At 72.0% G+C, this 13,875-nt stretch carries 13 protein-coding genes; 9 read left to right on the plus strand and 4 right to left on the minus strand.

Annotation, left to right across the window (positions count from 1 at the left end; genetic code table 11):
* The first annotated feature begins 80 nt into the window (after positions 1-80).
* Positions 81-1,307: a glycosyltransferase gene (locus QSK37_RS13475; protein WP_285620245.1), complete on the plus strand. Its 1,227-nt coding sequence runs from the start codon at positions 81-83 to the stop codon at positions 1,305-1,307.
* A gap of 93 nt (positions 1,308-1,400) precedes the next feature.
* Here QSK37_RS13475 and proS read toward each other — a convergent pair whose 3' ends face one another.
* A complete protein-coding gene (proS, locus tag QSK37_RS13480) occupies positions 1,401-2,837 on the minus strand; it encodes a proline--tRNA ligase (RefSeq protein ID WP_285620247.1) in 1,437 nt (478 codons plus the stop codon).
* A gap of 99 nt (positions 2,838-2,936) precedes the next feature.
* Here proS and lepB point away from each other — a divergent pair, with 99 nt between their 5' ends.
* The 3 genes from lepB to QSK37_RS13495 all read left to right on the plus strand — a co-directional run bounded on the left by lepB (position 2,937) and on the right by QSK37_RS13495 (position 5,868).
* Positions 2,937-3,644, plus strand: coding sequence for a signal peptidase I (gene lepB / locus QSK37_RS13485; RefSeq protein WP_285568629.1), 708 nt, complete (start codon positions 2,937-2,939; stop codon positions 3,642-3,644).
* 63 nt (positions 3,645-3,707) lie between these two features.
* Positions 3,708-4,034, plus strand: a complete 327-nt coding sequence (locus tag QSK37_RS13490; protein ID WP_285620249.1) for a hypothetical protein — start codon at positions 3,708-3,710, stop codon at positions 4,032-4,034.
* A 226-nt stretch (positions 4,035-4,260) separates the two neighbouring features.
* Entirely contained in the window at positions 4,261-5,868 is a 1,608-nt protein-coding gene (locus QSK37_RS13495; RefSeq protein WP_285620251.1) for an ABC-F family ATP-binding cassette domain-containing protein, read from the plus strand.
* A 158-nt stretch (positions 5,869-6,026) separates the two neighbouring features.
* On the opposite strand, the gene QSK37_RS13500 is transcribed toward QSK37_RS13495, so the two are convergent.
* The 3 genes from QSK37_RS13500 to QSK37_RS13510 all read right to left on the minus strand — a co-directional run bounded on the left by QSK37_RS13500 (position 6,027) and on the right by QSK37_RS13510 (position 8,740).
* A complete protein-coding gene (locus tag QSK37_RS13500; protein WP_285620252.1) occupies positions 6,027-6,575 on the minus strand; it encodes a YceI family protein in 549 nt (182 codons plus the stop codon).
* Between the two features lie 52 nt (positions 6,576-6,627).
* The gene (locus tag QSK37_RS13505; protein WP_285620253.1) at positions 6,628-6,996 is read right to left on the minus strand and encodes a DUF2795 domain-containing protein; all 369 of its coding nucleotides are present in this window, start codon (positions 6,994-6,996) and stop codon (positions 6,628-6,630) included.
* Positions 6,997-7,198: 202 nt separating this feature from the next.
* Positions 7,199-8,740, minus strand: coding sequence for a bifunctional phosphatase PAP2/diacylglycerol kinase family protein (locus QSK37_RS13510; protein ID WP_285620255.1), 1,542 nt, complete (start codon positions 8,738-8,740; stop codon positions 7,199-7,201).
* A 191-nt stretch (positions 8,741-8,931) separates the two neighbouring features.
* Here QSK37_RS13510 and QSK37_RS13515 point away from each other — a divergent pair, with 191 nt between their 5' ends.
* From QSK37_RS13515 to QSK37_RS13535, 5 genes are all read left to right on the plus strand, one after another.
* Positions 8,932-9,909, plus strand: coding sequence for an ABC transporter permease (locus QSK37_RS13515; protein ID WP_285620257.1), 978 nt, complete (start codon positions 8,932-8,934; stop codon positions 9,907-9,909).
* Positions 9,902-10,717 (plus strand): ABC transporter ATP-binding protein, encoded by an 816-nt coding sequence (locus QSK37_RS13520; protein WP_432705563.1) that lies wholly within the window; start codon positions 9,902-9,904, stop codon positions 10,715-10,717. Before QSK37_RS13515 ends, QSK37_RS13520 begins: the two co-directional genes overlap by 8 nt.
* 284 nt (positions 10,718-11,001) lie before the next feature.
* Positions 11,002-12,081 carry an ABC transporter ATP-binding protein gene (locus QSK37_RS13525; RefSeq protein WP_285620259.1) on the plus strand — a complete coding sequence of 360 codons (1,080 nt, stop codon included), beginning with the start codon at positions 11,002-11,004 and terminating at the stop codon, positions 12,079-12,081.
* A complete protein-coding gene (locus QSK37_RS13530) occupies positions 12,078-12,995 on the plus strand; it encodes a carbohydrate ABC transporter permease (protein ID WP_285620260.1) in 918 nt (305 codons plus the stop codon). Before QSK37_RS13525 ends, QSK37_RS13530 begins: the two co-directional genes overlap by 4 nt.
* On the plus strand, positions 12,992-13,873 hold the full coding sequence (locus tag QSK37_RS13535) for a carbohydrate ABC transporter permease (RefSeq protein WP_285620261.1): 882 nt from the start codon (positions 12,992-12,994) through the stop codon (positions 13,871-13,873). The genes QSK37_RS13530 and QSK37_RS13535 overlap by 4 nt, the downstream gene beginning before the upstream one ends.
* Positions 13,874-13,875: the final 2 nt, after the last annotated feature.

Here is a 13,875-nt window from a genome sequence, read left to right on the forward strand (position 1 = left end):
CCTCGTCCGGCCGGACGAGGCCCGTCGCCCACGGCCACCCAGACGAACCCCCTCCCCAGGGATATTCAGGAGTCAGCCCGATGAACATAGTCATGGTCTCCGTTCACACGAACCCCGTCGCCACGGAAGCCTCGTCGCACGAAGGCGTTCGCGTCCACGTCGCCGAGCTGGCGCGCGAGCTCGGCCGCCAGGGACATCGGGTCACCATCTACACGCGCCGCGACGGCCTCGGTTCCGGTGAGCGGGTCCGCCTCGCGCCGCGGGTGAACGTGGAGTTCATCTCCGCCGGCAACGCTCTGCCGATGTCGGAGCAGGAGGTCCTCCCCCATATCCGGGAGTTCGCCGACAAGCTGGCCAAGCGCCTGGTCGCGGGCCGTCCCGACGTCATCCACGCGCACCACTGGCTGAGCGGCCTCGTCGCGATGTCCGCCGCCGACGGCCTCGACATCCCCATCGTCCAGAGCTTCCACGGCCTGGCCTCCCTCCGGCGAGGGGGCGAGGTCTCCCCGGCCCGCCTGCGCGTGGAGCGGGCCATCAGCCGCAGCGTCGACGCGCTGGTCGCGACCACCGAGACCGAGTGCGACGAGCTCACCCGCCTCGGCGTCACGCGCAAGCGCATCGCCTGCGTGCCGTCCGGCGTCGACAGCGAGCGTTTCACGCCGCAGGGCCGCACCCTTCTCCCCCGCAGCGAGAACCCGCGCATCGTCATGCTGTCGCGGCGGTTCGCCGAGGACGGCGTGACCACCGCCATCAAGGCGCTCTCCCGCATACCCGACGCCGAGCTGGTCGTGGCCGGCGGGCCGGCTCCCGACGAGCTCGACGGCGACCCCGGCATCCACCGGCTGCGGATCGCGGCGAAGGAGGCCGGCGTGGACGAGCGGGTCACCTTCCTCGGCCGGGTCGACCCCGACGACGTTCCCGGCCTGCTGCGGTCGGCGGACCTGACGGTCAGCCTGCCCTCGTACCAGTCCTTCGGCCGGGTGCCGGTCGAGTCGATGGCCTGCGGCACGCCGGTGGTCGTCACTCCCGTCGGCGGCCACCTCGACACGGTGATCGACGACGTGACCGGCGTCTACGCGCGGCCCGGCCGGCCGGCCGAGCTGGCCCAGCGCATCCGCAACCTGCTCGCCGAGCGCACCCACCTGACCGCCCTGGGGATCGGCGGCGCCGACCGGGTACGGGCCCGCTACTCCTGGGAGCGGGTCGCCAACGAGACCCTCAAGGCCTATGAGTCCGTGCTCCCGGCCGCCGAGCCCGAGCAGGACGTGCACGAGGAGGAGGAACTGGAGCTGGCCGTCGCGAGCTGACGCCCGGCACAGAGAAGACCCGGGAGCGACCGCTCCCGGGTCTTTCCGTTCGCCGTTACGGCACCGGCGCGTACGGCTCAGGCGTAGGCGAGCTCAGTACGAGCGGGCGTACAGGATCCGCTTGCCGTACGCGGACGGCTCGCCGCAGCGGAAGCAGACGCCGTGCTCCTCGGGTGCGTCGCTCGGGATGACGCGCGGCGTCGCCGCCGTGTCGGCCTTGATGGCGTCCTCACAGTCGGTGCGGCCGCAGTGGAACACGCGCGCCCAGCCCTGGGAGACCTGGTCCGGGAAGGCGTCCCAGCTCTCGACGTCGGCGGTGTGCTCGTCGCGGAACCGCTCCGCGCGGGTGTAGAGGAAGGCCTGGAAGTCGTCCAGGATGCCGGGCATCAACTCCGCGGCGCGGTCGAGCGGGATCTGCTCCTTGCCCTGGTCGCCGAGGCGGCGAGCCAGCGTCACCACCCCGCCGTCGAGGTCGCGCGGGCCGATCTCGAGCCGCACCGGGACGCCGCGCAGCTCCCACTCGTTGAACTTGTAGCCCGGACGCAGCTGCGACCGGTCGTCGACGTGCACCCGCACCCCGGCCCGCTTGAGCTCACCGGCCAGGTCACGGGCTGCCGCGGCGGTGCGCTCGGCGGCCTCGTCGCGGCCGATCGGCACGATCACCACCTGGTACGGCGCGATCCGCGGGGGCAGCACGAGGCCCTTGTCGTCGCCGTGCGTCATGATCACGCCGCCGAGCATGCGCGTGGACATGCCCCAGGAGGTCGTGTGGGCGTGAACGAGCTTGCCGTCCTCGTCCTGGTAGGTGATGTCGAAGACCTTGGCGAAGTTGGTGCCGAGGTAGTGGGACGTGCCGGACTGCAGGGCCCGGCCGTCGCGCATCATGCCCTCGATCGTGTAGGTGCGCTCCGCACCGGCGAACCGCTCGCTCGGGGTCTTCTCGCCCTCGATCACCGGGATCGCCGCCAGCTCGCGCGCCAGGCCGGCGTACGCGCCGAGGGCCCACATGGTCTCGCGCATCGCGTCCTCTTCGTCGGCGTGCGCGGTGTGGCCCTCCTGCCAGAGGAACTCGGTCGTGCGCAGGAACATGCGCGGGCGCAGCTCCCACCGCACGACGTTGGCCCACTGGTTGAGCAGCAGCGGCAGGTCGCGGTGCGACTCGATCCACTTGGCCATGTACTCGCCGATGACGGTCTCGGAGGTGGGCCGCACGACCAGCGGCTCCTCCAGCTCCTTGCCACCGGCGACGGTCACGACGGCCAGCTCGGGCGAGAAGCCCTCGACGTGCTCGGCCTCGCGTTTGAAGTAGGACTCCGGGATGAACATCGGGAAGCAGGCATTGCCGTGCCCGGCCTCTTTGATGCGCCCGTCGAGGTCGGCCTGCAGCAGCTCCCACATCCGGTAGCCGTACGGCCGGATGACCATGGTGCCGCGCACGGGGCCGCGGTCGACGAGCTCGGCCTGGATGACGAGTTCGTTGTACCAGGCGGAGAAGTCTTCAGACTGAGGAGTTACACCTTCCCGACTCACGCTGCCGAGCGTACCGGCCCACGGCACCCCATGTGGACGACCGGCTCAGGCGAGCCCCCTTATGTCCCTCACACAGGCGGGCGGTCTAGCGTACAGAACGTGCCAGACGAGCCCACGCCCGAGGCCGAGTCCTCGGCGGAGAAGGAGCCCCGGAAGCGCAACCGGTCCTTTCTCCGCGAACTGCCCATCCTCATCGGCGTAGCACTCGTGCTGTCGCTGCTGATCAAGACGTTCCTGGTGCAGGCGTTCTTCATCCCGTCCGAGTCGATGGAGCGCACCCTCCACGGCTGCGCGGGCTGCACCGGCGACCGGATCCTCGTGGAGAAGATCAGCTATCGCGTGGGCGACCCCAAGCCCGGCGACATCGTGGTGTTCCGCGCCCCGCCCGCCTGGGAGCCGGAGACCCGCGTCGCCAAGCCGACGAACCCGGTCCGCCGCGCGGTCAACTGGGTCGGCGCGGCGTTCGGCGTCCCACAGCCGAATGAGAAGGACCTGGTCAAGCGGGTGATCGCCGTGGGCGGCCAGACCGTACGGTGCTGTGACGCGCAGGGCCGGGTGCTCGTCGACGGGCACCCGCTGGACGAGCCGTACGTCTACCAGGACGATCATCGGCAGTTCGGGCCGATCACGGTCCCGCCCGGGCGGCTCTGGGTCATGGGCGACCACCGCTCGGACTCCGCGGACTCCCGATTCCACCTCGACGACGGGCACGACGGCACGGTCCCGGCGGGCAACGTGATCGGCCGCGCCTTCGTGATCATCTGGCCGCCGTCCCGCTGGAACAGCCTGCTCTCGACCAGGTCGTGACGACCGCCCGGGCGCCGGCCGCGACCACGGTCGCGGCCGTCCGGGACGGCGGGCCGCTCGGGCATGCCGCGGTTGGTGGCGTTCCCGGGGCTCCCGTTCGTCCTGCCCGCCCACCCGACGGGCCGGGCCGCGCCACGACCGGCCTGGCCGGTGTCGGCCGCGATGTCCTGCCTGATCGGGTGGTCGCCGCGCGACCCGTGCAGCGTGGCCGACATCGTGATCGCTGATCACCCGCCTGTCCTGAGACGGAGAGCCGGGCCCGGCGTGGCGGGACCGCCGGTGGCCCGTGTCGTGCTGGGGCGCGCCGCCGGGCCGGGCGTCGGTGGCGTGGTCGTTCGGGTGGTCCTGGTGCTGTTCTTCGTGCCCGCGCCGCCGGTGGGTACGGCCTGATCGCCGGGGTCCCCGAAGACGCTCCCGGGCCGGGCCGTGTGGACGGCCGCCGGATCGGCGGCGCCGCCCTCACCCGCCTTGCCGCGGCTGCCGGAGGTGGCCGGGTCGTTCTCCGCCACGGGCGCCCTCCTCGACCGGCGGGCCGGACGCCCCACGACCTGACCGCGGCGGGCCGAGGCGGAAAATCGTTTGGGCGTCTCCGGCTGATGGCCCAGACTTGGCGGGCGTGGGCCACGTCGAAGTCGCGCATCTCGACCACACGCTTCCGGACGGGCGGGTGCTCCTCTCCGACGCCTCGTTCCGGGTCGGCGACGGGTCGGTGGCGGCGCTGGTCGGGCCCAACGGCGCCGGCAAGACGACCCTGCTCCGCCTCGTGGCGGGCGACCTGGAGCCGCAGAGCGGCTCGGTCGTGCGCAGCGGCGGCCTGGGCGTGATGCGCCAGTTCATCGGCAACATCCGCGACGAGTCGACGGTCCATGACCTGCTCGTGTCCACCGCGCCGCAGCGGGTGCGCGACGCGGCGGCCGCGCTGGAGCGGGCCGAGCTGGCCATGATGGAGCGCGACGACGAGCCCACCCAGCTGCGCTACGCCAAGGCCCTCACCGACTGGGGCGACGCGGGCGGATACGACGCCGAGGTGCTCTGGGACGCCTGCTGCGTCGCCGCGCTCGGCGCGCCGTACGACCGCACCCGCTACCGCGACGTGAAGACCCTGTCGGGCGGTGAGCAGAAGCGCCTCGTGCTGGAGGCGCTGTTCCGCGGCGCCGACGAGGTGCTGCTGCTCGACGAGCCCGACAACTACCTCGACGTCCCCGGCAAGCTCTGGCTGGAGGAGCGGCTGCGCGAGACGCGCAAGACGGTGCTGCTCGTGTCGCACGACCGCGAGTTGCTCGCGCGCGCGGCGCGGCAGATCGTCACGGTGGAGGCCGGAGCCGTCTGGACGCACGGCGGCGGTTTCGCCACCTACGCCGAGGCACGGCGCGAGCGGAACGAACGGCTGGAGGAGCTGCGGCGGCGCTGGGACGAGGAGCACGCCAAGCTCAGGGCGCTCGTGCAGATGTTCAAGCAGAAGGCGGCCTACAACTCCGACATGGCGTCCCGATACCAGGCGGCGCAGACGCGGCTGCGCCGGTTCGAGGAGGCGGGGCCGCCGGAGATCCCGCCGCGTGACCAGAACCTCAAGATGCGCCTGCGCGGCGGCCGCACCGGCAAACGCGCCGTGATCTGCGAGGCGCTGGAGCTGACCGGCCTGATGCGGCCGTTCGACACCGAGATCTGGTACGGCGAGCGCGTCGCGGTGCTCGGCTCGAACGGCTCGGGCAAGAGCCACTACCTGCGGCTCCTGGCCGGTGAGGACGTGGCGCACACGGGCGTGGCCCGGCTGGGGGCGCGCGTGGTGCCGGGCCTGTTCGCCCAGACCCACGCACGGCCGGAGCTCCGGGGGCGCACGCCGGCGGAGATCCTGATGACCGAGCACGCCCGGCTGCGCAACGAGGCGATGTCCGCGCTGTCCCGTTATGAGCTGAACTACTGTGGCGACCAGCCGTTCGAGACGCTGTCGGGCGGGCAGCAGGCGCGGTTGCAGATCCTGCTGCTGGAGATGAGCGGCTGCACGCTGCTGCTGCTCGACGAGCCGACCGACAACCTCGACCTGGCCAGCGCCGAGGCCCTGCAGCAGGGCCTGGAGGCCTACGACGGCACCGTGCTGGCGGTCACGCACGACCGGTGGTTCGCGCGGTCGTTCGACCGGTTCCTGGTGTTCGGCGGCGACGGCACCGTCTACGAGACGGCCGAGCCGGTGTGGGACGAGACCCGCGTCGACCGTCCGCGCTGACCGGGCGTCCACGGCGGGCCGCGCACGGCCCCGGCGGCGCGGCCTCCCTCGCCCGGCCCGGCCGGCTGCCGGGATCGCCCGGCCGACCCGATGAGGCGGTGATCCGCGAGGTCGGTCCCGCCCGTGGCGTACCGGGGACCACGGCCCCCGCGCGGCGCTCAGCCGGCCGGCTCCGAGTCGAACTCGATTTTCACCTCGTCCGCCAGCCGGAGCTGGCCGAACAGCGCGGAGTACGGCTTGATCCCCCAGCGCGACTGGACGACGGTCGCCTCCCCGGTCAGCCGCTCGCCGGAGATCCGGCCGTGCACGGTGACCGGCCGGGTGACGTCCATGATCGTCAGCTCGCCCTCGATGGTGAACGCCGAGGGCGTGCCCGATACTTCGGTGGACCGGAACCGGATCACCGGGTGGGCACGCGTCTTCAGGATCTTCTCGCGGACGGTCTTGAGGATCTCGATCCGGTCGGCGGCGGTGAGCGCCATGACACCGCCGCCGCCCTCGACGACCTCGAATGACGCGGGATCCATCTCGGCGGTCACCGCGCAGGCGGACGGATCATCGAGATCGATGGCCGCCTCGCCGGACCAGCGTGTGACCTCGATGGTCAGATCGTGGCCGGCCCGGCGGCCGAGCCCGCTCCGGCCCGTGCGCAGCCGGAGGGTCCCCGACGCGGGACCGAGTGCGTACGTGCCGCTGGTCAGCGCCATGGACGCCACACTACGGCCGTCTCGGCGGGCCCTGCGGGCGTCCGAGCGGAACTCAATGCTCGGTGAGCAGCCCGATGGCCCGGACGATCTCGCCCAGGGTGTGGAACTCCTGACCCTCGGGCAGCCCGGAGACGGCGTCGACGACCGAGTCGGGGGCCCGGTGGGACCGCAGGTGGGTCAGCAGCCGTGCCCGGTCGGCGGGGAACACGGTCGGCGGCAGATGCCGGGTCAGCGCGGCACGACGCGCGACGTCCGCGGGTGACATGCCGCGCGGCGGCGTCCGATGGCGCTCCGGTGGCGCGTCACCGCTCTCCTGCCCGCCCTCCCGGACGCGGCCGGTGCCGTTCCTGCTCAGGCTTTCGGTCTCCTTGTGCAGGTAGTCGTCGCGGACCGGACCCTGCTTGTCGCTCTCGCGGTGCATAGACCTCACCTTTCGCGTCCCTCTCAGGCGCCCCTGCGCGCTGGCGTTTCCGGGTCTACCTCCTTCGGGCCACGGCAGCGGAACGGAGCGCCGGATGCTCCACCTGGCACAGGGCGGTCGCCGCGCGACCCCCTGTGAGCCGCCGTACCCGAGCCGGGCCACGGCGAACCCTCACCCACGACGACCTGCGAAGTCTTCCCGATCAAGCGCTCGGCGGGTCCTCTTCGGCCGGGGGCTCGGGCAGGGGACGCCGGCTGGGCTCGGCGACCTGGGGCGGCCCGAACACGGCCAGCGCCGCGCGCTTCTTGGTGATCTCCACCGGGCCGTCGGCCGCACCGAGCTCGCCGTCGCAGGCGAGGCGCAGCGAGCCGTCGGTGCCGCTCAGGCGCAGGGAGGTGGTGCGCCAGGTCTTGTAGTCGGGCATCAGGTGCAGGTGCCCGATGAGCAGCGCGGCGACAGCCCGTGACTTGCCGATATGCCGTTTGGCGCCGATCAGCCGTACGTCGAGCAGGCCGTCGGCCAGGTGCTCGCGCCAGGTCGGCGCGACGCCGTAGGAGCCGTACCGGCAGTTGCCGATGAAGGCGAACCACACGCGCAGCCGCCGCCCCTCGACGTACACCTCCGTCGGCTCGGTGTGCCGCAGGACGCGGACCGCGGCCACCGCGAGCGCGGGCCACTTGCCCAGGCGGTTCTCCATGCGCCGGCGCAGGTCGACCAGTTCGGTGTACGCGCCGAAGCTCGCCGTGTTGAGGAACGGGCGCCGCCCCGCGCAGGCCACGTCGACCCGGACGACGGCGCCCGACCGGTAGGCCTCGATCGCGTCCTTGGCGGTCTCCAGGCCGATCGCGCGGGCGAAGTGGTTCAGCGTGCCGCCGGGGATCACCAGCAGTGGCAGCCCGCGCTCGACGGCGATCTCGGCCCCGGCGTTGACCGTGCCGTCGCCGCCGCAGACCCCGAGCACGGTCGCCCGGTCCGCGGCGTCGCCGAGCGTCTTGCCCAGGTCCTCACCGGCTTCGACGATCTCCGCCTCCGGCAGCTCGGCGCGGAGCAGACGTGTGACGTCGCCGCCGCCTGCGTCGTTGTTGATCACCACGACGACGCCGGCGCCGTCGGATGAGATGCCCTGGACGGCTTCGGCCGGCATGGACCACACGGCTCCGGCGGGCGCGGGACGGGTGGGCCAGACCAGCCGGGTCGTCGCGGCGGCCACCGCGCCGAGCGCCAGACCGGCCAGGACGTCGCCCGGGTAGTGCGCGCCGGTGTAGACCCGCGAGAAGGCCACCCCGGCGGCGGCCGCCGCGACGGGAAGCACGACGGACGCGGGCGCCTCCATCGCCAGCGCGCCGGTGAACGCCGCGGCCGCAGCCGAGTGCCCGGAGGGGAAGGACGGGGACGTCGGCAGCCGCCACCGCACCCGCGCGGCGGGAAGCGCGGTGCCGCGCCCCACGCTCGTCGGCAGGCCGGCCAGCTCGATCAGCGGACGGCGGCGGCGGAACATCTGCTTGCCGACGAGATTGGCGATCGGGCTGGTCAGGCTCAGCGCGAACACGCCGCGCAGCGCCGCCCGGCGCAGCCGCGGCTGTCGCGTCACGGCCAGTCCGCCGGCGACACCCAGCCACAGCAGGGAGTGGTCGGCGACTCTGGACAGGCGAGGGAGGACGTACTCGAAACCGGGGAGCCGCGCCGCGGCCACCGCGTCGAAGGCGCGCTGGTCGAGCCGGCCCGCTCTTTGCAACAGGGGCATGCGAGCCTCTATCCCCCGTCGCGGTCAAGATATGTCCGGGGTTATCCAAGGTCAGTGGCATCGTCGGGGGCCGGACGGCACACCCGGGCTCGGTATCCCGATTACCTCCCGATCACGCCGAAGATCACATTCTCGCCATGCATCTCACCGAACGTCGATGCCGGGGCTCTGTCTGCAATAGGCTCATCCGCATGAGTCACCCGGAACGGCTCGGAGCCTCGGGTGGCGGACCGGCCAACGCGATCGCGGAGCCCCCTCACATGAACGGGCATGGCTCGCTGGCCGACTTCGCCACCGCGCAGGGGCTCAAGCAGAGCGCCGCCCGCCCCCCGATGGGCTCGTACATTCGCCAGGTCTGGCAGCGTCGCCACTTCATCTGGGCGTTCGCCTCGGCCAAGAACATCGCGATGTACACCGAGTCGCGCCTCGGCCAGGTATGGCAGGTCCTCACGCCGCTGCTCAACGCCGCGGTGTACTACCTGATCTTCGGCCTGCTGCTCGGTGTCAGCCGCGGCCTGCCGCGCAACACGTTCATCCCGTTCCTGGTCTGCGGTGTCTTCGTCTTCACCTTCACCCAGCGGTCGGTGCAGACGGGCGCCAAGTCGGTCGGTGACAACCTGTCGCTGATCCGCGCCCTGCACTTCCCGCGGGCGAGCCTGCCGCTGGCGTACACCATCATCGAGCTGCAGCAGCTCCTCGTCTCGATGGTCGTGCTCTTCGTCATCGTGCTCGGCTTCGGCGAGCCGCTGACCCTCGACTGGTTGCTGCTGATCCCGGTCCTGATGATGCAGGTGCTGTTCAACGTCGGGATGAGCCTCGTACTCGCCCGCATCGGCGCGTTCAACCGAGACATCCAGCAGCTGCTGCCGTTCATCATGCGGACCTGGCTCTACTTCTCCGGCATCATCTACAGCCTGTCCGGGCTGATGAAGTCGCCCAAGATCCACCACCACCCGTGGATCGGGCACGTCCTCGAGGCCAACCCCGGATACGTCTACGTCGAGCTGTCACGGCTCTCCATCCTCGACAGCTACCGCGGCTACGTGCACGAGAAGCTGCACGAGCAGACGGACCATCTGTGGTGGTACGGCCTGGGTTGGGCGATCGTGGTGTTCGTCGTAGGGTTCTGGTTCTTCTTCCGCGCCGAGGAGAGGTACGGCCGTGGCTGACGTCAAGGAGAAGCTCAAGGTGTCCGAGTACGCGGCACCGCGGGTGACCATCGACCAGACCCGCGAGCCGATCGTCGTCGTCGACGATCTGCACATCAAGTACCGGGTGTACGGCGCCGGCGGCAAGGGCAACGCCGCGAGCGCCTTCATCCGCGTGCTCCGCCGCGAGCACCGCCCGACGATGAAGGTGGTCCACGCGATCCGCGGGCTGTCCTTCGTCGCCTACAAGGGTGACGCCATCGGCGTCATCGGCACGAACGGCTCGGGCAAGTCGACGCTGCTCAAGGCCATCGCCGGCCTGCTGCCCCCGGAGAGCGGCGGCGTCTACACCTCCGGCCAGCCGTCGCTGCTCGGCGTCAACGCCGCCCTGATGAACGACCTCACCGGCGAGCGCAACATCGTCCTCGGCTGCCTCGCGATGGGCATGTCCCCCGACCAGGTCAAGCAGAAGTACGACGAGATCGTGAAGTTCGCCGGGCTCAAGGAGGGCTTCATCCAGCTCCCCATGCGGGCCTACTCCTCCGGCATGGGCTCGCGGCTGCGGTTCGCCATCGCCGCCTCCAAGTCCCACGACGTGCTGCTCATCGACGAAGCGCTGGCCACCGGCGACGCCAAGTTCCGCCGCAAGAGCGCCAAGAAGATCGACGAACTGCGCGAAGAGGCCGGCGCCGTCTTCCTCGTCGCCCACCAGCTCGACTCGATCCGCGAGATGTGCAACCGGGTGCTGTGGATCGACGAGGGCACGCTGGTGATGGACGGCGAGACCGACGCCGTCGTCGACGCCTACACCGAGGCCACCGGCAAGTAACCCCCGCCTTCGGAAGCCCGAGCCCCGCATGAGGGGCTCGGGCTTCACGCTTCGTGAGCCGCCGTTCACCGGAAAAGCAGGTTTGGCGAACGACTTTCCGGGCCGCTCCGAACCGTGCCGAACTGCCCCTTTATGCCGGCCCGCCGCCGATCTACCTTCGAGGGAGACGCTACTTCCGAGAGAGGCGGGGGGTTGGCACCGAGCAGCGAACGGCCCGGCGAGCAGCCCGGCGAACACAGTGGCAGCGAACACAGTGGCCGGCACCGCCGGCGAGCGGGCCGGCCGTGAGGCGCCGCGACGAGGCGGGCACGGCGGCGAAGGCCGTCGAGGCCCGGGGTCTCGTCAAGGTGTACGAGGGGCGCCGTGACCGGCAGGTCCGGGCGCTCGACGGCATCGACGTGTCCTCGAACCAGGGTGAGTACCTCGTGCTGCTCGGCCCCTCGGGCTGCGGCAAGACCACGCTGTTGCGCACCATCGCGGGTCTGGAGCGGCCGACCGAGGGCGAGGTGTACATCGGCGGCCAGCTCGTCAACGGGCTGCCGCCGCGGATCCGCCGGGTCGCGATGGTCCTCCAGTCCTACGCGCTCTATCCGCACAAGACCGTCCACAGCAACATCGAGTTCCCGCTGAAGGCCGAGAACGTCCCGCGTCACCTGCGCGAGCGCAAGATCCGCTGGGCGGCCGACCTCCTCGGCATCCCGGACCTGCTCGGCCGTAGGCCCCGGCAGCTGTCCGGCGGTGAACGCCAGCGGGTCGCGCTGGCCCGTGCCCTCGTCCGAGAGCCGGCCGTCTTCCTGCTCGACGAGCCCCTGTCGGGGCTGGACGCCAAGCTGCGTGCCACCACCCGCGACGAGCTGAAACGCTTCCAGCGGCAGATCGGCACCGCGACGATCTACGTGACGCACGACCAGGAAGAGGCGATGGGCCTCGGCGACCGGGTCGCGGTGCTGGACGCCGGGCGGCTGCGCCAGGTCGGCACGCCGCGCGACATCTACGACGAGCCGGCCGACACGTTCGTGGCGACGTTCGTCGGCTCTCCCCCGATGAACCTCGTGCAGCGCGCCAACCGGCTCGTCGGCTTCCGGCCCGAGCATCTGCTGCCGGCGGAGAACGTCGCGTACGACTCCCGCGTCACCATGCCGCTGCGGATCGAGCGCATCGAGTACCTGTCCGGCGACCGTCACGTCTACGGCACGGTGACGAAGATCGGCACGGAGACGCGTGTGATCGCGCGGCTGCCCGCGACCGTCATCACGCCGCTGGCACCCGGCGAGACGCACGAGTTCGCGGTGCCGGGCGACCGGCTGCGCTTCTTCGACGCCGAGTACGGAATCCGTACCGCGCCGGTACGGATCGGCGGTTGAGCGGCACGCGGGCGCGCGCCGGCGACCGGACGCGCCTCACCGACCGCGAGGGGTTCTTGGCCTGGGCGTTCCTGCTGCCCACGATCGTCTACCTGACCGCGCTGGTGGTGGCGCCGTTCGGGCTGACGGTGGCGTTCGCGTTCTCCCGCTCGACGAGCGACGCGCCGTCGTACCGGTTCGGTGGGCTGCGTGGCTTCCGCGCGGTGTTCGGCGACGACGTCTTCTGGCGGTCGCTGCTCGACACTCTCACCCTGACCTGCGTCTCGGTCGTTCTCGTCGTGGTCCTCGGGACGGTCCTCGCGCACGTCCTGCGCGCCGACCTCCGCTTCCGGCGCACCGTGCGCACGCTGGTCCTGCTGCCCTGGACGACGCCGGTCGCGCTGTCGGCCATCTCCTGGCGCTGGCTGCTCGGTCCGGCCGGCTCGCCCGTGGAGCGGGTGCTCCGCGGCGCCTCACTGCTGCACGGCGGCGGGTCGCCGCTCGGGCGTACGGGGCCCGCGGCGGTCGCGGTGGTGGCCGCGCACGTCTGGCGGCTGACGCCGCTCGCCGCCGTCATCGTGGCCGCCGGGCTGAACGCCGTGCCGTCCGGTGTGTGGGACGCCGCGCGTCTCGACGGGGCCGGTTTCTGGCGGCGTCTCTTCGGCGTGACGGTGCCGCTGACGCTTCCGGTGACCGCGGTGGCCGCGGTGTTCACGGCTGCCATCACGTTCGTGGACATGGCCGTGGTCCGGGTGCTGACCGGCGGCGGGCCGCACGACTCGACCCAGGTACTGCCCACGCTCGCGTACCTGCGCGGCGTCGAGGGCGGGGACATCGGCGCCGGGGCGGCGGCGTCCCTGTTCCTGCTGCCGCTGTTCCTCGCCGGTGTGGTCGTGGCGCTCCGGGCCGTACGGCGGGCGGAGGCGATCCGGTGACCCCGGTGAACGGGCTGGCGGCGCGCACGGCGGCGCGGGAGATGCTGCGCCAGCGGCGGCTGGCGGCCGTGCGGCAGGTCGTGGTCCGCGTGACGGTCTACGCCGTCGCGGCGGTCGCCGCGCTGGTGTGCGCGGCGCCGTTCCTGTGGGGCCTGGCGACCGCGTTCGAACGCGGTACGCCCGGCGCGCGGCACCGGCCGACCACCGAGCACGTCCGCGCGCTGTTCCACTCGACGCGCTTCCCGACGTTCGTGGTGAACACCCTGGTGGTCGGCGGTCTGGTCGTGGTCGTCACGCTGGCGCTCGCGCTGCCGGCGGCGTACGCGCTGTCCCGGCTGCACCGCTCGTGGGGCGGGCGGGCCGGGCTCGCGATCCTGCTGGTCTACCTCGTGCCTCCACCGCTGCTGTTCCTGTCTCTGTCGCGGGTGGTGGCGACGCTGGGGCTGGCCGACTCGATCTGGTCGCTCGTCCTCGTCCACCCGACCGTGACGGTCCCGGTGTCGGTCTGGCTGCTCGCGGCGTTCCTGCGCGGCGTGCCGGTCGACATCGAGGAACAGGCGATGGTCGACGGCCACAGCCGCTTCGGCGCGTTCGTCCGCGTCGTGGCGCCGCAGGTGCTGCCGGGGATCGCGGCCGTCGTGGTCCTCACCTTCACGCTGGCCGCCGGGGAGTTCACCTACGCGCTGACGTTCATCTGGTCGGACGCGAGCATGCCGGTGAGCACCGGGCTGCCGGCGCGGCTCGGCGGCGGCGACCCGATGCTGTGGCGGTCGGTGCAGAGCGGCGCGGTCTTCGTGGCCGTACCGCTCGCCATCGCGTGCGGCCTGTTCCTCGACCGGTTCGTCTCCGTCCTCGCGCAGGGCGCGCACCGGGACTGACG

This window comes from Actinoallomurus iriomotensis (genome assembly GCF_030269445.1).
Taxonomy (GTDB): domain Bacteria; phylum Actinomycetota; class Actinomycetes; order Streptosporangiales; family Streptosporangiaceae; genus Actinoallomurus; species Actinoallomurus iriomotensis.

Bases quoted from the DNA above. Each gene is read 5' to 3' on its own strand.
- QSK37_RS13515 (WP_285620257.1), top strand. From the start codon at position 8,932: ATGAGTCACCCGGAACGGCTCGGAGCCTCGGGTGGCGGACCGGCCAAC.
- QSK37_RS13490 (WP_285620249.1), top strand. From the start codon at position 3,708: ATGCCGCGGTTGGTGGCGTTCCCGGGGCTCCCGTTCGTCCTGCCCGCC.
- QSK37_RS13505 (WP_285620253.1), bottom strand. From the start codon at position 6,996: ATGCACCGCGAGAGCGACAAGCAGGGTCCGGTCCGCGACGACTACCTG.
- QSK37_RS13500 (WP_285620252.1), bottom strand. From the start codon at position 6,575: ATGGCGCTGACCAGCGGCACGTACGCACTCGGTCCCGCGTCGGGGACC.
- QSK37_RS13510 (WP_285620255.1), bottom strand. From the start codon at position 8,740: ATGCCCCTGTTGCAAAGAGCGGGCCGGCTCGACCAGCGCGCCTTCGAC.
- QSK37_RS13475 (WP_285620245.1), top strand. From the start codon at position 81: ATGAACATAGTCATGGTCTCCGTTCACACGAACCCCGTCGCCACGGAA.